Below are 21,423 nucleotides of genomic sequence, written 5' to 3' on the forward strand. Positions count from 1 at the left end.
GATGAAATATATACTTTCGACCATATTACTCTTTACTTTAGCCACCAACGGATTTTCGCAATGCTATCCCGAAAGGCATAATACCACCTGGTTTAACCAATGGATTTCTTGTGAAAAAACGGAGAATCCAAATACAACACGACCAGCGTCACATTGGATTATGTATGATTTTGGAACTGAAATGAAAATGTATACATTGAATATTTGGAACATCAATGCACCCGACTTATTGAGTGATGGCATACAAAAAGCCAATATAGATTATTCTTCAGATGGCATTACCTGGTTAGAATACGGTGAAGTAACCTTTAACCAAGGTACAGGTGAAAACACCTACGAAGGACAAAATGTGTTGAATTTTAATGGAGCTGTAGCAAAGTATTTATTGATTACCAGCGAAAGCAACTACGGTGGAAATTGTGCTGGTTTTGCAGAAATGAAATTAGAAGTCGATTCTTTAAAAGTTGTCCCAACAGATCCTTCAGTAACAGATTCCTTGTCAACAGACTCTATTTGTATTGTGGCGGATGTATTTCCAAATCCAATGATCAATAATGAATTGTACATTACCTTAAACGAACAATGTGTCCACGCCGTTAATTACAATTTGACGGATGCAAATGGTAGAATATTGATTCAAAATACACCCATTGCTTTGAATGAAACGGTAGAAATTCTTAAAGGTAAAGAATTGGCTCCGGGGGTTTATATTGTGACTTTATTGTCCAATTATGCCAAGTCGGAATATAAGATTGTCAAACAATAAATCAGGAATTTTACACTGGTTTTAACGGGTAAATAATCGGAATAGGTTGTTTCCTTCAGGATAAATAAGAAAAAAATTATGAAAAAATAATTTACGTAATCTTTTTAATAATAGTCGTTTGTGGTATTTTTCAACAGTTTTTATCCTTATTTAGAAAAAAAACGTAACTTTTTTAACCCAAAGTTCGAATTAAATGAATTAGATTTGTTGCAACAAACAAAACATGAATTTCAATCAATTACATCATCATCATTTTCATATTTGCTCTCAGGCGAACAGGAATTGATATAGGTATAATTTAAAAATATTTTCAAACCCGTCTGAGTAAATCAGATGGGTTTTTTGTTTTCTATCCTTTTGTTTACTCAGATATTTTAATTTAAAAATGAGTAAACTAAAAATTGCAATCCAAAAAAGTGGTCGATTAAGCACAGATTCTATTAACTTATTGAAATCCTGTGGAATTTTTATCGACAATGGAAAAGATCAATTAAAAGCAAATGCCACTAATTTTCCATTAGAAGTATTGTACTTAAGGAATGCGGATATCCCACAGTATTTAGAAGATGGTATTGTAGATATTGGTATAGTGGGAGAAAACCTGTTAATTGAAAAAGAGAAAAAGGTAACTACGGTGCAACAGTTAGGTTTTTCAAAATGTAAATTATCCTTGGCAGTGCCAAAAAAAGTAGAAGTAGGGGATTTATCTTATTTCGAAGGTAAAAAAATTGCTACTTCTTATCCCAATACTTTGACAAAATTTCTGGAGAAAAATAGTATTAATGCTGACATTCACCACATTTCAGGTTCGGTAGAAATTGCGCCAAATATTGGCTTGGCAGATGGTATTTGTGATATTGTAAGCTCCGGAAACACCTTGTTTAAAAATGGACTGAAAGAAAGTATTGTCCTCCTAGAATCTCAGGCAGTACTAGTCAAATCCAATCAATTGGATGTTGAAAAAGAAAAGTTGCTCGATAAGTTATTGTTTAGAATTAAAGCTGTGCAAAAGGCAGAAAAGTTTAAATATATATTAATGAATGTACCGGATGATAAGGTAGCTGCAATTTCAAATATTTTACCTGTCTTAAAAAGTCCAACGGTTCTTCCACTGGTAGAAAAAGGGTGGAGTTCTATTCACTCTGTAATTGAAGAAAAAAAATTCTGGGAGGTTATTGATTCTTTAAAAGAGGCTGGTGCCGAAGATATTTTAATCGTTCCAATTGATAAAATGGTATTATAATGAAAATAATTGAACAACCCTTAAAAAGTAATTGGTCAAATTTAGTGAGACGACCGATAATAAAAGAAGAAAAACTGGACAATGCAGTAAGACAGATCATGTTGGATGTTAAGCAAAAAGGAGATTTGGCTATTTTCCAATACAATGCAAAATTTGATGGCGTCAATCTAGATCGTTTAATTGTTTCTCCAAAAGAAATTGAAGCTGCAATTTTAACGATACCTAATCAATTAAAAGCAGCAATTGAAGTGGCTAGAAAAAACATTACTGCTTTTCACCAAAGTCAACATATAGTGGAGCCAATAGTTGAAACTACCAAAGGCGTAAAATGTTGGCGGAAATCTGTAGCTATTGAAAGTGTGGGACTGTATATTCCTGCAGGTACTGCACCGCTTTTTTCTACCGTACTCATGTTGGGAATTCCAGCTAAAATTGCAGGGTGTAAAAAAATTGTACTCTGTACTCCTGTCTCAAAGTCGGGGAAAGTTCCAGCTAGTATTTTATATACTGCACAATTGATTGGAGTAGACATTATTTATAAAATGGGAGGTGCACAAGCAATTGCTGGATTGACTTATGGGACGGAAAGTATTCAAAAAGTAGATAAAATATTTGGACCAGGAAATCAATTTGTGGCAAAGGCGAAAGAATTTGCGCAACAAGCAGGAATAGCTATTGATTTACCAGCCGGACCAAGTGAATTGTTGATTATTGCTGACCAAACAGCTGTACCCGAATTTGTTGCTGCCGACTTATTGTCACAAGCAGAACACGGTGTAGACAGTCAAGTGATTTTACTTTCAAATGACAAAGTGATGATCGAAAAAGTGTTAGCAGAGGTAGTAAAACAATTAGTGGATTTACCAAGACAAGCAATTGCAAAATTGGCCCTTGAAAATAGTAAGGTGATTTTCTTTTCTACGTTAGAAGATTGTGTACTATTTAGTAATACTTATGCACCCGAACACTTAATACTAGCTGCTACGCAAACTGAAAATTTGGTAGATAAAATTACTAATGCAGGTTCTGTTTTTATAGGGAATTATAGTTGTGAAAGCGCTGGTGATTATGCCAGCGGAACTAACCATACTTTACCTACTAACGGTTTTGCAAAAACGTATAGTGGTGTTTCCTTAGATAGTTTTGTTAAAAAAATTACTTTTCAAGAGCTTTCTAAAGAAGGGATTAAGAATATAGGAGAAGCCATAGAGGTGATGGCTACTGAAGAAAAATTATACGGACATAAAAATGCTGTCACCCTGCGTTTAAATAATTTGGAAGATGAAGAAAATAAGTAAACTAGTTCGTCCCAATATTCTGAATTTAACCCCTTACTCCTGTGCAAGGGATGAGTTTAATGGAGAGGATGCCATTTTTTTAGATGCAAACGAAAGTCCCTTTGGTAACTTGAACAGATATCCTGATCCCTATCAAAATGAATTAAAAAAACACTTGTCCTTAAGTCAATCCATTCCAGAAAATAATATTTTTATAGGCAACGGTAGTGACGAAATTATTGATTTGATTTTTAGAATATTTTGCAGACCAGGATTAGATAAAGTGATTTCTTTTACCCCAACTTATGGCATGTATGAAGTGTCTGCAAATATCAATGATGTAGCATATATTAAAATTCCATTGGATGAGCAGTTTCAAATCCCAAGGAGTGCATTGGAGGCGTTTTATACGGATTCTAAAGTGAAAATTATTTTTATATGCTCGCCTAACAATCCAACAGGTAATCTGATGGATCAAAAAGTGATTGCTTCCATCTGTAGTAATTTTCAAGGTATTGTTGTAATCGACGAAGCATATATTGATTTTTGTGGACAGGCTTCTTGGAATAAATCTATTGCTGATTATTCAAACTTAATTGTACTACAAACATTGAGTAAAGCTTGGGGAGCTGCTGCGATAAGACTAGGTGTTGCTTACACCAATGACTTTATTAATAGTTTATTAAATAAGGTTAAACCACCCTATAATGTGAGTCAACTCAATCAAGATAAAGCTTTAGAGGTGTTGAAAAATAAATCTGTTTACGAGAAAAATATATTATGGATTCAACAAGAGAAAAGTAAACTGATAAGCGCTTTAAACCAATTACAAATCGTAGAAAAAATATTCCCTTCTGAAACCAATTTTATACTGGTCAAAGTAAACCATGCAGAGGCTATTTATCATTATTTATTAGCTAATGGGGTGGTGGTCAGAAATAGGGACAAAATTATGGCCAACTCTATTAGGGTTAGTGTCGGTAATGCCAAAGAAAACAATGCTTTGATTAGCGCTTTAAAAAAATATGAAATATGAAAAAAGTATTATTTATAGATAGAGATGGCACCTTAGTCATTGAGCCACCGGTTGATTTTCAGTTGGATAGTTTTGAGAAGTTAGAGTTTTATCCCGGTGTTTTCCAATTTCTTTCTAGAATTGTCATTGAATTGGATTATGAACTAGTGATGGTAACCAATCAAGATGGTTTGGGGACGAATTCTTTTCCTGAAGAGACTTTTTGGCCGGTACAAAATAAAATAATTCAAGCATTTAAAAATGAAGGGATAGTATTCGAAGAGGTGCTGATTGATAGAAGTTTTCCTGCAGATAATGCAACAACAAGAAAACCTAGAACAGGGTTGTTGAATAAGTACTTGTATGGCGACTATGATTTGGGTAATTCTTATGTAATTGGCGATCGATCAAGTGATTTAAAATTGGCAAAAAATCTAGGCTGTACCGGTATATTTATTGGTGACATGCAAGAGGACGCCATATTGAGTACCAAGAGTTGGGCAGATATTTACTATTTTTTAAAAAATGAAGCACGTGTGGCTAGTCTGAAAAGGGTAACTAACGAAACCAATATAGATATTGTATTGAATTTGGATGGCAATGGAAAAAATAACATAGATACTGGATTGGCATTTTTTGATCATATGCTAGAACAAATAGCTAGACATGGAAATATAGATTTAGATATTCAAGTAAAGGGTGATTTGGCAGTTGACGAACACCATACTATTGAAGATGTTGCCCTATGTCTAGGAGAGGTTTTTTTAAAAGCTTTAGGATCAAAAAAAGCGATTGAAAGATATGGGTTTTTATTGCCTATGGACGATTGTTTGGCACAAGTAGCCATTGATTTTGGCGGTAGACCTTGGTTGGTATGGGCAGCTGATTTTAAGCGGGAAAAAGTAGGGGATATGCCTACAGAAATGTTTATGCACTTTTTTAAGTCATTTTCTGACGCCGCAAAATGTAATTTAAACATCCAGGCAAGTGGAACGAATGAACACCATAAAATTGAAGCCATTTTTAAGGGATTTGCTAAGGCGATAAGAATGGCTATAAAAAAAACAGAGGATTATAAAATACCAAGTACAAAAGGAATATTATGATAGCGATTATAAATTACAATGCTGGTAACATCAGATCAGTACAAAACGCACTTAAAAATTTAGGGTACCAAAGTGTGATTACTAATGATATTGATGTAATAAAAAATGCAAGTAAAGTAATTCTTCCAGGCGTTGGTGAAGCAAAGTCCGCAATGCAATTCCTTAAAGAAAAAGGACTAGATGAAGTGATTTTATCCCTAAAACAACCCTTTTTAGGGATCTGTTTAGGGTTGCAGTTAATGTGTAAACATAGCGAGGAGGGAGACGTGGCATGTTTGGGGATATTTAATGCCAATGTTCGCTTGTTTCCGCCCAGAGATATTGTCCCACATATGGGATGGAATAACTTAGTAAAAAGATCTGGGAAACTAACTGCAAATATACAAGCAGAAGAGGATGTGTATTTTGTACATAGCTATTTTGCGGAAATAAGCAGAGAAACTACAGCTGTTTGCGACTACATTCAACCATTTTCCGCGGTAATGGAAGACGATAATTTTTATGCCACACAGTTTCATCCAGAAAAATCTTCAAAAGTAGGGGAGCAAATACTATTAAATTTTTTAAAATTATGAGAATAATACCAGCAATAGATATCATAGATGGAAAGTGTATTCGACTGACTAAAGGTAATTATGATGCAAAAAAAATCTATAATAATCATCCTTTAGAAGTAGCAAAGTCATTTGAAGACCATGGTGTTCAATATTTACATGTAGTGGATTTAGATGGAGCCAAGGCGAATAAAGTAGTTAATAATAAAATATTGGAGGAGATAGCTACGCAAACGAATTTAAAGATTGAGTTTGGCGGTGGCATAAGAGGGGAAGATGATCTAGTAAAAGCTTTTGAAGCCGGTGCCGATCAAGTTATTGTAGGGAGTGTTGCAGTTCAAAAACCAGATGTATTCCTAGATTGGTTGTCTAAATTTGGACAAGAAAAAATTATTTTAGGTGCAGATTGTATGAATAGAAAAATAGCGACAAATGCCTGGTTAGCTACCTCCGAAATTGATGTAGTGGATTATATTAAAAATTATCGCGACAAAGGCGTCCAACATGTAATATGTACAGAGATTAGTAAAGACGGCATGCTGGCTGGCACCGCTAATGATTTGTACAAAGAAATAATAGCGGAAACTAAAGTGGATTTAATTGGGAGTGGTGGCGTTTCTTCCTTGCAAGATTTAGAATTACTAGCCAAATTAGGTTGCGCTGGTGCCATTATAGGGAAAGCTTTTTACGAAGGGAAAATTACTTTAGAAGATTTAGGAAGGATATGTTAAAGAAAAGAATTATACCCTGTTTAGATATTAGAGCAGGAAGAGTGGTGAAGGGAATTAACTTCGTTGGTGTAAAAGATGCAGGAGACCCTGTAGAATTGGCGCTTAAATACGTTGCAGAAGGAGCAGATGAATTGGTGTTTTTAGATATCACTGCTACTGCCGAAAAAAGGGAAACTTTTGTACCTCTTATAAAAGAAATAGCAGCCAATATTAATATTCCATTCACGGTTGGTGGTGGAATTAGTACTATTGAAGATGTTAGTAAAGTGATACAAGCGGGAGCAGATAAAGTGAGTATTAACTCCGCGGCAATTAAAAATCCAAATTTAATTACAGCCATTAAAAATAATTTTGGAAGTCAGTGTGTAGTAGTAGCCATTGATACGGATTATGTAGGAGAAGCATGGAAAGTATTTTCAAAAGGAGGACTTGAAGAAACTAATTTAAATACCATAGATTGGGTAAAAGTAGTGGCAGATTTAGGAGCGGGTGAAATATTATTAACTTCCATTAAAGAAGATGGTACTAAGGCAGGTTTTGCTTTGGATGTCATCCAACAGGTTTGTGCCTTGGTCAATATACCTGTTATAGCTTCAGGTGGGGCCGGGAAAAAGGAAGATTTTTATGATGTATTTAAACAAACCAATGCAACGGCCGCGCTTGCAGCTAGTATATTTCACGAAGACATTGTATCGATATCCTCTATTAAAAATTTTTTAAACATATATAATATACCAGTAAGATGAGAATAGATTTTAAAAAAGGGAACGGTTTAGTTCCTGTAATTATACAGCACAAAGACACTTTTCAAGTATTGATGTTAGGTTATATGAATGAAGCGGCTTACCTTAAAACCGTTGCAGAAAAACAAGTAACATTTTATAGTAGGAGTAAAAAAAGATTGTGGACGAAAGGAGAAGAAAGTGGGAATTTTTTAAACGTAGAAAGCATTCAGTTAGATTGTGATAAGGATACCTTGTTGATAAAGGCTGACCCAATAGGTCCTACTTGTCATACTGGAAATGTTTCTTGTTTTTCTACTTTAATTGACACGTCTTTTCTATATGAATTAGAAGCTGTTATATCTGATAGAATTAATAATAACATTAAAGATTCTTATACGAATGAATTGTATCGAAAGGGGATTAATAAAGTGGCGCAAAAAGTAGGAGAAGAGGCTGTTGAATTGGTAATTGAAGCCAAAGATGAGGATATAGATTTGTTTAAAAATGAAGCGGCAGATTTGATGTATCATTATTTAATTTTATTAAAAGCAAAAAATGTTAATTTGAAAGAAATAGAAGGGGTTTTGAAAGGAAGAATAAAGCGTAAATAGGAGATTAAATCAATTTTTAAGGTGTTTTTTCGCGACAATTGAACAGGATTAAGCGAAGGCACTTGAAAATTTATTTCTTATCTTCGTGCGCGGAAATCGATTAGCATGAAAAAAATATATAAGTATTTACTGAATAACTTACCTCGACCAATGTTGATTAGGCTGAGTTATGTTTTTAGAGTATTTGCACCTTTGGTGTATAAAGGCGACAAGGTAGAATGTCCAGTATGTGAGCATAAGTTCCGTAAGTTTTTATCTTATGGTTCTGATGTAGCGCACCGAGATAATGTTTTATGTCCCTACGATTTAACCTTAGAACGTCACCGTGTGATGTGGTTGTATTTAAAACAAAAGACAGATTTTTTTACAAAACCAGATTTAAAAGTGATGCACATAGCACCAGAGCAATGTTTTCATGGAAAATTTAAAAAGCAAAAGAATTTAGATTATGTCACTGGTGATTTATTGTCGCCAATTGCAGACTTACATTTTGATTTACATGATATTCCCTTAGAAGATAACCAATACGAAGTAATATTCTGTAACCATGTAATGGAACATGTAAAAGATGATTTACAATGTATGAAAGAATTGTATAGAATTATGAAGCCTGGAGGCTGGGGAATCATGCAAGTGCCTATCGATACTTCTCGTACTACAACTTATGAAGATTGGTCGATAACTACTCCTGAAGAGAGAGAGAAGCATTTTTGGCAATACGATCATGTGAGATTGTATGGTTTAAATTATCCTGACCGATTAAGAGAAGCTGGATTTAATGTAGAAGTGGTTGATTTTTCTAAGGAATTACCGACAGAAGTATTTGAACGCTATAGAATACCTAAGTCAGAAGTATTATATATTGTTTCAAAGTAAACTTTATTCCATGCCATAGAGCCGCTCGTAATAAGCAATCAATTTGCTATTCATGATTTCAACTACCTTGTTGTGACTTCTTCTTAAAATAGGAAGCGTAGCGAGTGTTCGGGCATAAAAAGGAAAAGGAGGAGATAATTGAATAAAAATATTACTTTTTATTAATAAAGCGCCAAAACTCATATTTGTTCCACCGTTATAATAATCATTCTTATAGGTTCGGTTTGATGAATCTTTATAGTATCTGTAATCTCCGTCAAGTCTATTTCCTGCATAATTTAATGCGGTGTCCTCTTTGATAATACCAAATTCAGCGGTTAAAAAATTAACATTTGAATCAAATTTAACTAATTTAGGCATGAGCATAACATCTAAAAACGTTACACTGTCCAGCTGGTTATTGGCGACATATTTTGAGTCGTCACTGTAGAAAAAATAAGTTGGACAGAAGGTAAATTTATCGTTGAAAGCAGCGACAATAGACTTATTGGTTTTCAATTGTTCTTGGCGCACATTTTCTGCATCTGCAAGATTGCCAGTTCTTGTTAAAATATCAATTTTTCTTTGCTTTTTTTGTAGCCTAACCAACAAGACGCCATCTTTTAAATAATTAATATAAAATTCAGCAATGTGGGCATTGTCAAGGCCTTTTAATTCACTCAATTGCTGATTGAAACCAGCAAATTGAATGATTAAAAAACTAAACAATAAAATAATATTTTTTTTCATTTTTTTTGTATTTACAAAATGGATTAATGCTTACACCAATTTTCTTCCAACAGCATTTCCAATAGCAGGTAAAGATTGCATCAAGGCATTAAATTGGTCGTGATTCAATTGTTGTGATGCATCAGATTTTGCTACAGATGGGTCTGGGTGTACCTCAATAATTAAGCCATCAACACCCATTGCCATACAAGCTCTTGTCAAATCAGGAACACCATATGCATGTCCCATTGCATGACTTGGATCTAAAATAACAGGTAAATTGGTGTATTCTTTTAAGTAAGCTACACCACATAAGTCAAGTGTAAATCTAGTTTTGTTTTCAAAAGTTCTTAAACCACGCTCACAAATTGCCACATTATCATTTCCACCGGAGAGTACAAATTCAGCACATTGAACAGTTTCTTGCAGAGTAGAACCAAATCCACGTTTAATCATTACCGGTTTATGTGTCTTTGCACAAGCTCTTAAGATTCCTTGGTCATACATGGCTTTTGCACCAATTTGAATGATGTCAGAATGCTCAATTACTTCGTGCACATGCGTCGCATCTCTTACTTCTGTAATAATGGCTAAACCGTGTTGGTTTCGCATTTTGTCTAATAATTGAAGTCCATTAAAACCAAGACCTTGAAAACTATATGGTGAGGTTCTTGGTTTGTAGCAACCACCACGTAGCATGGTTAAGTTGTGTGATTTTAATAGGGCAGAGGAAGCTTGAATTTGGCTTTCTGATTCCACCGAACATGGACCAGCAATCATGATGGTGTTGTTTGTATTTCCACCAATTTTTACATTTCCAAACTGTATGGTTCTGGTTTCTTTTTGGTATTCACGTGAAGCCAATTGCATGTCGTCCTTAAAAACATAGCTATCTAATACATGTTCCCTAAATTCACTAGGTACTTCTTTTAATGATGAGGATGAAATCAAGACAAAAAAGTCTCTTTTTTCCACTATAAACGAGTTTGTTTTAATGGCGATTTCATTAGCTTTTGTATTCCCTATTTCTTTCTTTAAGTGAATAATCATAATTCTCCTTTTATTAAATTCATAAAATTAATTGTTCCAACTAACGCTTGGTTATTGTTTATTACCGGTAGGTAAAGTATTGTTTTATTTTGCTTTTTGACAAACCTTAATAGTTGGTAAACGGTATAGTTTTCGTTTGCCACTAATGGTGTTTTGTTTACCATTTCTTCAAGGTTTAACTGGTTTAAATCGTCCAAATGATTCATTAAGCCTTGCCTTAAGTCTGCATTACCTATAATGCCTTTAAAAATATGATTTTTATCGACAATTGAAGTAAATCCTAAATGCCCTTTTTTCATGGCATTTAATATGTTTTCTAAGTCAAATTCTGTATCCAAAATATAGGGTGACTCATCTAGGTCTAACATAAAGTGTTTGACTAGAAAATGAGACTCAATCTCATTTAATTTTAAGTTTAATAAAGCGGAGCCAATGGTACTGGCATTGAATAGGTATGAGCCAGACACTGAAGCGTAAACTCCCATGTTCCTGAGTATAAACGATACTTCTCCATTTACACCACCATCTACATGAATGCGCTTATTTGGATATTTCTTTTTAAAATCTCGAATGCGTCTAAAATTACTATGGTCAAACTTTCCACCACTTTCCCCTGGAACTGTCGCCATAAATAAAATAAAATCAAAGCTATCTATGTAGTTGTCAAACACATCAATAGGTGTATTTGAAGTAATAGCTAAGCCTAGTTTTCCATCAAACTCTTTAGGAATATCTAGTTTTTTATCTATTAAGTCTTCGTATTGAAAGGTAACGTATTCCACATTTAAAGCGATAAGCTCGTTGTAAAACTTAGTTGCATCATCTGTAATGATATGCAAGTCGACTGGAATATCAGAATGTTGTTGAATAGTCTTAATGTCTTCAAAAACACCTAAATTGTCTTTACAATCCACATGAATTAAGTCCACGTGGTTAGCATTCAAGTTTTCTATTGTTGTCAGTATATCGTTTTCCTTGTCGGAATAAATGGAAGCTGAAATTTTCAATTTACTTAGTGATTAATGGATTAAAATAGGCATCCGTAATTTCAAGTGCAAAATTAAGGTTTTTAAATACAGTAGTGTCAATTGCACGTTCTAAAAATACAATATCTTTCCACATTTTAGCTGGAATACTATCGTATTCGGGATTTAAAATCATTTTTAAGACAAATTCCTCAGAATTACTGGTCAATTTAACAGATTGTGTTTTATCTGCAGCAATTAATTGATGCGTTTGAAAATAAGAACCCAAAGCATCTACATAGCTTACATCAATTTCTTTGGTGTAATATATTTCTAGATTGCCAAATTGTTTCATTTTACCATTTGGCGTACCACAGGCATACAATAAAAAGGAAAAGCATACTAAAATGATGGTTTTAAAGGGCATTTTGAAAGATTGTTTATACATTTATACTTCAACTAAAATGAAGGTATAAATATAGCTTTTATGATTGAACTGATAAACAAAAAATACATTGGCGGTAATAACAGGATATCTGTCTACGATATTCAAATACCAAAGGAGCCGAAGGCAATTATTCTATTTGCGCATGGTTATAAGGGATTTAAAGACTGGGGTGCATGGAATGCGGTACAAAACTATTTTGTAAATGCTGGCTATGGTTTTGTTAAATTTAATTTTTCACATAATGGTGGAACGGTTGAAAATCCAATTGATTTTCCGGATTTAGATGCTTTTGGAAATAATAATTATTCCCTAGAATTGTTTGATTTAAATAAAATGACTTCAATTACTTATAAGTATTTAAGTGAGTTAAAGCTTGAAGTGCCTGTTTACCTAATTGGGCACAGTAGAGGTGGCGGAATGGCGATTATTCATGCGGCACATGATCCAAGAATTAATAAGATAGTTTCTTGGGCAGGTATTTCAGATATTGAAAAACGTTTTCCGGTGGATGAAGAGTTGGATGATTGGAAAATAGCAGGGGAAAGGATCGTTGAAAATGGAAGAACCAAACAACAGATGCCCCATTATTACCAAATGTATGAAGACTATATTTTACATAAAAGTAAACTAGATATTAAAGTAGCTTGTGAAATATTAAAGCAACCATTTTTACAAATACATGGAGATATGGATTTGGCGGTAAGTATCAGTGAGGGGATTATGATTTCTCGTTGGACAGATACGGAAATCTGCATAGTAAAGGGTGCAGGACACACCTTCCAAACCAAGCATCCATGGAATGAAACAGAGTTGCCTCCCGACTTATTAAGGGTGTTAGAAGCTACTTTAACATTTTTTGAGAAAGAAAATCAAATTACAAGTGATTCCATAGAAGGATAAAAAAATAAAACCCTTAACTTTGTGTTTTTCAAAATTCAACCATGGAATACATTATTCAAGGCGGACAATTGTTATTGAGCCTTTCACTATTAATAGTTTTACACGAATTCGGACATTATTTACCTGCAAGATGGTTCAATACGCGTGTGGAAAAATTTTATTTATTTTTTGATTATAAATTTTCTATTTTTAAAAAGAAAATTAAAGATACAGAATGGGGAATTGGATGGATTCCTTTAGGAGGATATGTGAAGATATCTGGTATGATTGATGAATCAATGGATAAGGAACAATTGGCTAAACCACCAGAAGATTATGAGTTTAGGTCTAAGCCAGCTTGGCAACGTTTGATCATTATGATTGGTGGAGTAACGGTAAATTTAGTCTTGGGTTGTGTTATCTATATTTTCTTAATGTTCGCTTGGGGAGAGCAAGTCATTACTGCTGATAAGGCCGAAAATGGGTTTGCAATTGAGACTTATTTTAAACAGTTTGGATTTGAAGATGGTGATAAAATTATTGCCATTAATGGAGAAACACCGAAAGATATTTCAAGGTTAGGATTAGAGATAGCCCTAAATGATGCAAGAACATTTGACGTTTTACATAGTAATGGGGAAAAAGAAAGCATAGTTTTGCCTGAAGATATTGACATGACTATGTTTAAAGAGGGGGCTATGAACCCTTTTACCATGAGGTTACCAGCAATAATTGATTCCACCTATGGTGTAGCTGCAGAAGCGGGTATACAAAAGAATGATGTCATTCAAAGTGTCAATGGACAAGAGGTTGCTTATTGGGATGAATTTAGAAACTTGGTGCAAGAAAATAAAAACGAACTATTAGCCATTACGGTTGAAAGAGATGGTAATTTTGTACCGTTAGAAGTGCAAGTGGATTCCATGGGGAGTATTGGTGTGGCGTTGCAATCGAATATAGAAGACAAAATAACGACTATTAATTATGGCTTTTTGGCCAGTATACCTAGAGGGGTTGAGGCTGGTTTTACCACTTTAGTAAATTATGTAAAACAATTTAAATATGTGTTTACGGCTAAAGGAGCGACTAGTGTAGGTGGTTTTGGTGCTATTGGTGGTCTTTTTGATAAGACTTGGAACTGGCAGTCGTTCTGGGAAAATACGGCTTTAATATCCATTATCTTAGCCTTTATGAATATTTTACCAATTCCAGCTTTGGACGGTGGACATATTATGTTCTTAACTTATGAGATTATCTCTGGTAGAAAACCAAATGAGAAATTTTTGGAATACGCACAAGTAGCAGGAATGATATTCTTATTGGCATTATTGGTTTATGCCAATGGAAATGATGTGGTGAAATTATTTACCGGCGGATAAGCAAGTAAGTACTTATAACAATAAGAAAGTCTTTATAAAAGATGTGAAAGCCAAAGTTCTACTTTGGCTTTCTTTGTTTTTTCAAATTCCGTATTAAAGTCAAGCAAGGTGCTTTAAAATGCATGGCAGTCATTTGTAATAACTAGGGAAAGTAGTAAGTTGGTTTTACCAGCTGTCATCCCGTAGCAGTGTACTTTTAGTGGGTGTAAAAAACTTTTGATACCAACATGTTTGCCCAATTGTTTTCACTTATTCCGATTACAGAAATGTAGTATTTAGAGTTTGGGTTTAATGCCAAGTTTGTTTCCATAAACCTATCGGTCACATTAGAAAAATCAGCAGTAGTAAATGTTTTATCTTGGGTATAGGTGCCAGAAATTAGGGTACCTGTTGAGTCATTTATCAATTGTAAATAAGTGGTATTACTTTGTGCTGTTTTATCTTCCCAAGTAAATGTAGCTGTATTATTACTTGTGGTAATGGTTAATAAATCTTCAGTTGCTTTTTCAATTTTATTTGTCTCCAGTTTAATCGGACTTGAAACGTAAAGCTTGTCACTGCTTTTATAAGTTATCACAATAAACTTTTCATTATTTTCGGTTGGAATTGAAAATGAACTTACTTCACCATTAAATAAAGGCTCTATCACTATTGGGTATTTGTTTATTGGTTTGTATGATTTGTAATCATACGGTTCCTCCTTGTCTTTTAATTCAAAATATTTAAAGTCATCAGCATTATTTTCTGCATGAAAATAGACAGTGGGTTTTATATTGCCAGTACCTTGGGGGTAAAGTTCTGGGTCTATTGCTTTGGCAGCAAAAACAAGAATGTCTCCTTGCTCTAAAGCAGCGTTTTCGCTCAAATAAGCTGCTAAGTTTAGCTTGTGCGCTGTTTTTTTACAGCTTACTAAAGCTATGGCGAATAATAAAAAGTATTTGGTCATAATCAAAGAATTTACTTGAATAACGTAGTTAAGTGTTAGTTATTATAATGTTGCGCCTGCTGATTATGACATAAAGCTTTTCTTTTTATGTGAAAAATACATTTTTTTGAGTAAATTTAACTTGTCTTTTCTACGTTCGAGAGATGAGTAAAATTGGGCAATTAAAAATACAATTTATGAAAAAGGAATACATTTTATTATGGAGTTTTATCGTATTGGGGTTAGCATCTTGTAAGCAACAGGTTTATTTAACAATTACGCAACCTGCGGCGGTTTATCTTGCGCCGGAACTTCAATCAGCGGCCGTTGTCAATCGTTCTTTTACAACCGGAAATTCTAAGGTGATTGATATTCTCGAAAAAGGGTTAACCTTAGAAGGAGATATCGATAAAAAAGGCGCGCAACAAATTATTACTTCTTTTTTCGATCAGTTGTCCCTAAATCCACAAATGAAAATCATTAAAATATTAGATAGTTTATCCGTGGTAAATGGCCCGGTAGCCAATTTCCCTAATCCATTAAATTGGGATGAAGTTGCGGATTTAACAAGTGGAAATAATGCACAATTGCTTTTTTCTTTAGAATTGTATGATACCGATACCCAATTAAAATACGGTACCCAAAAAGTAAATAAGGCAACGCCCTTGGGTAATATCCCATTTGTGCAACACACGGCAACGGTGACTACTTTTATAAAAACTGGTTGGCGTATTTATGATGTGGAAACCAAGCAAATTATTGATGAATTTATTTTAACCAATGATTTTGTTTCTTCCGGTTCTGGAATAACCCCCATTATGGCGTTGGCTGCAATTGCGAACCGTGAGCCGGGCGTAATTAATTTGAGTAGTAGAATGGGGGAGTATTATGCTTCTCGATTATTAGATCAGCAAGTAAGTGTTTATCGAACTTTTTATAAAAAAGGTTCTGATGCTTTAAAAATGGCCAATAGAAAAGCGGAAGTGAAAGATTGGAAAGGAGCTGGGGAGATTTGGAGAAAGGAAATGACAGCGTCAACTAAGAGTAAGACAAAGGGAAGAGCGACTTATAATATGGCGATTTATGAAGAGATATACGGAAACTTGGATCAAGCTTTATTATATGCGCAAGAAGCCTATACTACCTATAATATTAAAATGGGAAAAGAATATGCAAGAATCATTCAACAAAGAATTAATAATAATCAATACTTAAAATAAGTGCCAGCATAAAATGGGGAAGAGAACCACTCAAAAACCCATTGGATTAAGGAGAAAGTCGAACTGACGGAATAAATTAAAGTTTTGGGGTGTTAAATAGCTTTAACTTTATAAGTATTTTGTCTTGTGATATTTTTTAAACGACCTTATAAAAATAAGCTTGTCTCTACCCATATTAAAATAAAAAAGGGAGCATAATTGCTCCCTTTTTTATTAGTTTTTTGCACCACCTAACCGTTCAAAGGCATACTTAAGACCAACTAAACCATATCGGCCAAGTGTAAGTGTGGTTTGTTGCTCATAAATGTTCTGCGTATAACTTTGACTTAAGCCAGTGTTTTGGTTCAGTAAATCGTTTCCAGATACAAATACTTGTAATTTTCTAGATTCCAAAAGGTTGAGTCCAATACTAAAATCGACAATTAATTGTTGTTTATTAGTGGTGAAGTCAGGATAAAAATAATGTTTTGCTTTTCCATTAATTACCCATCTATCCTTAATGTTATAAGTAATGTCTCCATAGTAGTTATAGTTTTGAAAGTTGTTGTTAAAAGAAGCATTGTCTTTATACCGATTAAGGGAGTAGTTGTAAGCAAAACCACCTCTTAAGTCCCATGTTTTTTTACCAATATTTTCAATATTAATAGAAGGACTTAAAAGATATGTCGTGTATTCATCACGCACATTGTTTAAGTTTATTAATCCGTTAGAAATAGACGCGGTGTTCCCAAAATGAAACTTAGTTTTTATGGCATGAAGGGAAGACCCATAAACCAAAAATGAACTGATGCTTCTTTCTGTGCCAAAGTTTTCTGGGATGATTTCCTGCACATAGTCCGCATTTAAATTTTGAGCATATACAATGTTGTTTTGCGTATACGAACCGGTTAAATTAGCCATAAAAAAAGTGAAGTTAAACTGGTTGAACGTTCGGTATCTCAAATTTAAACTGTGTTCATATTCTGGCTCCAGGTTGATGTTTCCTAAGACTACCTGGGAAGGGTTCGTATTGTCTAGTAAAGGTTGTAATTGGTTTAGTGTTGGTGCATTGGTTGCCGTTTTATATTGTAACCTTAAGTTGCTTTTTTTATTTACATCCCAGTTGATAGTGGCTTTTGGCAATACATATTGGTACACTTTTGGTGTGGAGAATATTTCTGCTCCCGATAAATTTAACATTTCATATTTTGCTTCTATGGTTGTTTTCATGGTAGAGGAAATGTATTTATGTGCTACTGCAAAGTCTGAAGTTGCTTTCGTGTAAGCACCAGTAGCCGTTAATAAATCATTGATTTTCTCTAAGCCATCTGTCAAATCATACACCTTTTTATCCCTAGATTCATTTTCTAATAAATAGTCGACATTAAATTCCAATAATTGATTGGTAGTTAATGGTTCCGACCAAACAAAATTCCCCTCTATGGCGCTAGTCTCTTGAATAGAGATTTGCTTTTGATTCGTTAAAAAAGAAATGGGAACACCTGAGTTATATAGGGTGTTTAAATATTCTAGACCAGTTTTTTGGTCATTATTTGTGTAGTCATAGGCTAATCCAAATCCAGTAAATCGACCTGGTTTAATGAATTTCTTGCGGTAATTGATGTCTCCGCTGTATTCATAAGATAAAGTATTTTGACCAAGATCAGTATTAAAAGCACTGACAATATTTTGATCGTTACTTAAATTTCCAGTATAATTTTTAGTTAAATAATCCGTATTGCTCCAGGCGCCATCTAAATCGATATTAAAAAAATGAGTGGAATCAAACTTTTGCTTTAGACTAATACTACCTCTGTTGTTATAAGAAATGTTATTTTGAGTAGTTATTTCATTCGTATACACTGTAGAATCATTAAAATAAGTTTCTCGGTCTACAGTTTCATTATATTCATTGTTAAAGTTATTAAAGAAAAAAGAAGAGGCCAATGTGGTTTGTTTGGTGGGGGTATAGTTAAAATTAAAACCTGTAGCGTTAGTATTTAAAAAACCATTTTCTACATCACCACCATTAACATTAATACCAGAATTGGATCGAGAAATACCACTCATACCGCTTTTAAAGTTGGAATAATCTGAAAAAGTAAAGCCAGTTTCATTGACATTGTTAGACATGCCAATGACTGATAATTGCCATTTTTTATGGAAATAATGTACATTTCCTTTCGTTTTGTGCCTTAAGGTCTGGTTGTTGGGTACTTGTGATCCACCACTTAATTCAATATTTCCGAAATACCCTTTTTTATGGTCTTCTTTTAATTTTAAATTAATGGTAGGGGATTCGCTCCCGTCGTCCACACCTGTAAATTGCGACATGTCTGACTTCTTGTCGAACACTTGAACTTTAGCAACTGCGTTTGCAGGCAGATTTTTTGTGGCAATTGTCACATCTGATCCAAAAAACTTTTCGCCATCTACTAATACAGATTCTACTGTCTTCCCCTGTACTTTAATGGTACCATCTTCTTCAATTTCGACACCAGGTAATTGCTTTAGTAAGTCTTCCACAACTTGGTGTTCTTTTACTTCAAAAGCTCTAGAATCGTATTCCACGGTATCTCCTTTAATTTGAATGGGTAGATAATGACCACTAACCACTACCTCGTCAAGTATTTTAGCTATCAAGGTCAAGTCTCCTAAGTTTAAATCACTTGCATTTTCAAGTACATTTATATTTTTTTCAAATGGTTGGTAGCCGAAAAATGATGCTTTTATCAGGTATTCGCCAGCTTTGACATGGTTTAAATGAAACACACCATCTTTATTGGTGACAGAATAGGTTTTCAAAATAGAATCTTGAGCACCAATTAGCATTACGGATGCACCTACAATACTTTCTTTGTCAGTATTCATCAAGTGACCAGAGATTTTAGAAGATTGGCTATATACGAGAGATGCTACAAGTATACATGCAGTAGTAATAATACTTTTTATCATTGCTTATATTTTATATTATTAATGTCTTCCTGGAGGTGGTCCACCAGGTCCGCCATGTCCCTTACCTTCAAATTGTTTTTTCATTTGTTCCATTTTCTTTTTGCGCATGGCGTCAAATTCTTCTTGTGTCACTACCTTCCCTTTGGTAGGAGCTTCAATTTCCCCTTTTTCTAGGTCACGCATTACTATTTTTGACAAGGATATTTCTTTTTCACCTTCATTTTCATTTAAATAAACAATAAGTCCAGGAAGACCACCATAACCATCTGGTCCTGATGAGACAGGTATTTCGGGTGTAAACCATACATAAATATTGGTAGAGTCGCCCGCTTTGGGAATGTATTCCGCTTTCATGCAGTTCATGTCACCAAATACTTTTGTCTCACTGGTAAACTTCCAATTGCTAAGGTTCAAAGTGTCTTTAATTAAAAAAACCTTATCCATAAATTCTTTTTTAGCGACTACTAATTGCGTTTCAATATTGGTGTAAATAATATCTCCAACTGGCGCCATTCTTTTCATCATTCTTTGCTGCCGTTCATCTTCTTGGTTAAAGTTACTTGCAGCAGTTTCTTCGGCAGGCATATTTTTATACATGGTTTCAGCACTTGTAAAGAGTAGTTGATTTTTCAGTTCCATAAATTCAGGAACAAATTGTTTCATTCGTTCACCGCGTTCGCCAGCTGGCAAGTTAGCGTGCATGTTCACTTTGGTGTTGTAGATAATTTCTCCTGATACTTGACCGAAGCTGATGAATGAGCTGCTGGTCAATAGTAGGATTAATAATTGTTTCATATAGGTAGTTTTTCAATTTAGACTCATAAAATAAATAAAGGTTTAAACCCAAACAAAGAATTATTTAAAAATAAAATTGGGCCTAAAAAAAAAGGACGTATAGAATACGTCCTTTTAAATAATATATAATAGTTGTAATTAAGCAGTAACGCCTAATACTTCAGCCATTTTTTTACCAATTTCTGCTGGAGAGTCAACCACGTGTACACCACAAGCTCTTAAGATTCTTTTCTTCGCTTCTGCTGTATCATCTTCACCACCAACAATTGCACCTGCGTGACCCATTGTTCTTCCTGCTGGAGCAGTTACACCTGCTATAAATCCAACAACTGGCTTAGTTCCGTGTTCTTTGATCCATTCAGCAGCTTGCGCTTCTAAATTTCCTCCAATTTCACCAATCATTACGATTCCTTCAGTTTCATCATCTGCCATTAATAATTGAACAGCTTCTTTCGTTGTAGTTCCAATAATTGGATCTCCACCAATACCAATTGCAGTAGTGATACCCATACCAGCTTTTACTACTTGGTCAGCTGCTTCGTAAGTTAAAGTTCCAGATTTAGAAACGATACCAATTTTACCTTTTTTAAAGATAAATCCTGGCATAATTCCAACTTTAGCACCATCTGCAGTGATTACACCTGGACAGTTAGGTCCAATTAATGTAGTGTCATACTGACTAATGTATTCTTTTGCTATAATCATGTCTTTAACAGGAATTCCTTCCGTAATTGCAATAATTACCTTGATACCTGCATTAGCAGCTTCCATAATTGCATCAGCAGCAAATGCTGGCGGTACAAAAATAATAGAAACATCTGCTCCTGTTTTTTCTACGGCCTCAGCTACTGAATTAAATACTGGTCTGTCTAAGTGAGATTGTCCACCTTTTCCTGGTGTTACACCACCTACTACATTTGTTCCAAATTCAATCATTTGAGAAGCGTGAAAAGTTCCTTCACTACCTGTAAAACCTTGAACAATTACTTTTGAATTTTTATTTACTAATACTGACATTTTTAGACTTGTTTGATTTGGACTTCAAAAATATAGCTTTGATTTGTTTATAACAAGTCTTTTTTCTGTTTTTATTCACAATCTGAATTTTATTATCCGTTTACGCCGTTATATCACCAAAAATAGATACTGTCTATATACATATAAGGGCATTCAATTTGATATAATCTATCCTATTGCTTAAATTTGTTCAAAACAA

At 34.1% G+C, this 21,423-nt stretch carries 21 protein-coding genes; 13 read left to right on the forward strand and 8 right to left on the reverse strand.

The annotated features are described in order from the left end of the window. Position 1 precedes the first annotated feature (1 nt). The 10 genes from DNU06_RS15160 (at position 2) to DNU06_RS15205 (ending at position 8,904) form a co-directional block, all read left to right on the forward strand. A complete protein-coding gene (locus DNU06_RS15160; RefSeq protein WP_111064345.1) occupies positions 2-766 on the forward strand; it encodes a discoidin domain-containing protein in 765 nt (254 codons plus the stop codon). 385 nt (positions 767-1,151) lie between these two features. After that, positions 1,152-2,009 (forward strand): ATP phosphoribosyltransferase, encoded by an 858-nt coding sequence (gene hisG / locus DNU06_RS15165; RefSeq protein ID WP_111064346.1) that lies wholly within the window; start codon positions 1,152-1,154, stop codon positions 2,007-2,009. Further along, the gene (gene hisD / locus DNU06_RS15170) at positions 2,009-3,307 is read left to right on the forward strand and encodes a histidinol dehydrogenase (protein WP_111064347.1); all 1,299 of its coding nucleotides are present in this window, start codon (positions 2,009-2,011) and stop codon (positions 3,305-3,307) included. Before hisG ends, hisD begins: the two co-directional genes overlap by 1 nt. Beyond that, positions 3,291-4,322 (forward strand): histidinol-phosphate transaminase, encoded by a 1,032-nt coding sequence (gene hisC / locus DNU06_RS15175; protein WP_111064348.1) that lies wholly within the window; start codon positions 3,291-3,293, stop codon positions 4,320-4,322. Before hisD ends, hisC begins: the two co-directional genes overlap by 17 nt. Then, positions 4,319-5,407 carry a bifunctional histidinol-phosphatase/imidazoleglycerol-phosphate dehydratase HisB gene (hisB, locus tag DNU06_RS15180; RefSeq protein ID WP_111064349.1) on the forward strand — a complete coding sequence of 363 codons (1,089 nt, stop codon included), beginning with the start codon at positions 4,319-4,321 and terminating at the stop codon, positions 5,405-5,407. Before hisC ends, hisB begins: the two co-directional genes overlap by 4 nt. Further along, positions 5,404-5,982 carry an imidazole glycerol phosphate synthase subunit HisH gene (gene hisH, locus DNU06_RS15185; RefSeq protein WP_111064350.1) on the forward strand — a complete coding sequence of 193 codons (579 nt, stop codon included), beginning with the start codon at positions 5,404-5,406 and terminating at the stop codon, positions 5,980-5,982. Before hisB ends, hisH begins: the two co-directional genes overlap by 4 nt. Next, positions 5,979-6,692, forward strand: a complete 714-nt coding sequence (hisA, locus tag DNU06_RS15190) for a 1-(5-phosphoribosyl)-5-[(5-phosphoribosylamino)methylideneamino]imidazole-4-carboxamide isomerase (RefSeq protein ID WP_111064351.1) — start codon at positions 5,979-5,981, stop codon at positions 6,690-6,692. The genes hisH and hisA overlap by 4 nt, the downstream gene beginning before the upstream one ends. After that, the gene (gene hisF / locus DNU06_RS15195) at positions 6,686-7,438 is read left to right on the forward strand and encodes an imidazole glycerol phosphate synthase subunit HisF (RefSeq protein WP_111064352.1); all 753 of its coding nucleotides are present in this window, start codon (positions 6,686-6,688) and stop codon (positions 7,436-7,438) included. Before hisA ends, hisF begins: the two co-directional genes overlap by 7 nt. Further along, entirely contained in the window at positions 7,435-8,028 is a 594-nt protein-coding gene (gene hisIE / locus DNU06_RS15200) for a bifunctional phosphoribosyl-AMP cyclohydrolase/phosphoribosyl-ATP diphosphatase HisIE (RefSeq protein ID WP_111064353.1), read from the forward strand. Before hisF ends, hisIE begins: the two co-directional genes overlap by 4 nt. A gap of 105 nt (positions 8,029-8,133) precedes the next feature. Next, complete coding sequence (locus DNU06_RS15205) at positions 8,134-8,904, forward strand: class I SAM-dependent methyltransferase (RefSeq protein ID WP_111064354.1); 771 nt, start codon at positions 8,134-8,136, stop codon at positions 8,902-8,904. A gap of 3 nt (positions 8,905-8,907) precedes the next feature. Here DNU06_RS15205 and DNU06_RS15210 read toward each other — a convergent pair whose 3' ends face one another. Genes DNU06_RS15210 through DNU06_RS15225 form a run of 4 tightly spaced genes read right to left on the reverse strand, consistent with a single transcriptional unit; the run spans position 8,908 to position 12,054 of the window. Further along, on the reverse strand, positions 8,908-9,633 hold the full coding sequence (locus tag DNU06_RS15210; protein ID WP_111064355.1) for a hypothetical protein: 726 nt from the start codon (positions 9,631-9,633) through the stop codon (positions 8,908-8,910). 30 nt (positions 9,634-9,663) lie between these two features. Further along, complete coding sequence (gene aroF, locus DNU06_RS15215) at positions 9,664-10,662, reverse strand: 3-deoxy-7-phosphoheptulonate synthase (protein ID WP_111064356.1); 999 nt, start codon at positions 10,660-10,662, stop codon at positions 9,664-9,666. Next, positions 10,659-11,669 carry a hypothetical protein gene (locus DNU06_RS15220; protein WP_111064357.1) on the reverse strand — a complete coding sequence of 337 codons (1,011 nt, stop codon included), beginning with the start codon at positions 11,667-11,669 and terminating at the stop codon, positions 10,659-10,661. The genes aroF and DNU06_RS15220 overlap by 4 nt, the downstream gene beginning before the upstream one ends. A 1-nt stretch (position 11,670) precedes the next feature. Further along, a complete protein-coding gene (locus tag DNU06_RS15225; RefSeq protein WP_146239273.1) occupies positions 11,671-12,054 on the reverse strand; it encodes a hypothetical protein in 384 nt (127 codons plus the stop codon). Positions 12,055-12,114: 60 nt separating this feature from the next. Between DNU06_RS15225 and DNU06_RS15230 the strand changes: the two genes are divergently transcribed. Continuing rightward, positions 12,115-12,975, forward strand: coding sequence for an alpha/beta hydrolase family protein (locus DNU06_RS15230; RefSeq protein WP_111064359.1), 861 nt, complete (start codon positions 12,115-12,117; stop codon positions 12,973-12,975). Between the two features lie 41 nt (positions 12,976-13,016). Further along, the gene (rseP, locus tag DNU06_RS15235; RefSeq protein WP_111064360.1) at positions 13,017-14,333 is read left to right on the forward strand and encodes an RIP metalloprotease RseP; all 1,317 of its coding nucleotides are present in this window, start codon (positions 13,017-13,019) and stop codon (positions 14,331-14,333) included. Positions 14,334-14,529: 196 nt separating this feature from the next. On the opposite strand, the gene DNU06_RS15240 is transcribed toward rseP, so the two are convergent. After that, on the reverse strand, positions 14,530-15,279 hold the full coding sequence (locus DNU06_RS15240) for a hypothetical protein (RefSeq protein WP_111064361.1): 750 nt from the start codon (positions 15,277-15,279) through the stop codon (positions 14,530-14,532). Positions 15,280-15,455: 176 nt separating this feature from the next. Here DNU06_RS15240 and DNU06_RS15245 point away from each other — a divergent pair, with 176 nt between their 5' ends. After that, on the forward strand, positions 15,456-16,478 hold the full coding sequence (locus DNU06_RS15245) for a DUF6340 family protein (protein WP_146239274.1): 1,023 nt from the start codon (positions 15,456-15,458) through the stop codon (positions 16,476-16,478). A gap of 213 nt (positions 16,479-16,691) precedes the next feature. Here the strand turns inward: DNU06_RS15245 and DNU06_RS15250 are convergent, their stop codons facing one another. The 3 genes from DNU06_RS15250 to sucD form a co-directional block, all read right to left on the reverse strand. Next, on the reverse strand, positions 16,692-19,412 hold the full coding sequence (locus tag DNU06_RS15250; RefSeq protein ID WP_111064363.1) for an outer membrane beta-barrel protein: 2,721 nt from the start codon (positions 19,410-19,412) through the stop codon (positions 16,692-16,694). A gap of 18 nt (positions 19,413-19,430) precedes the next feature. Then, positions 19,431-20,207, reverse strand: coding sequence for a GLPGLI family protein (locus tag DNU06_RS15255; RefSeq protein ID WP_111064364.1), 777 nt, complete (start codon positions 20,205-20,207; stop codon positions 19,431-19,433). Between the two features lie 138 nt (positions 20,208-20,345). After that, positions 20,346-21,224 (reverse strand): succinate--CoA ligase subunit alpha, encoded by an 879-nt coding sequence (gene sucD / locus DNU06_RS15260; protein ID WP_111064365.1) that lies wholly within the window; start codon positions 21,222-21,224, stop codon positions 20,346-20,348. Positions 21,225-21,423 lie beyond the last annotated feature (199 nt).

The organism is Putridiphycobacter roseus (assembly GCF_003234935.1).
In the GTDB taxonomy this organism is placed as follows: Bacteria; Bacteroidota; Bacteroidia; order Flavobacteriales_D; family Crocinitomicaceae; genus Putridiphycobacter; species Putridiphycobacter roseus.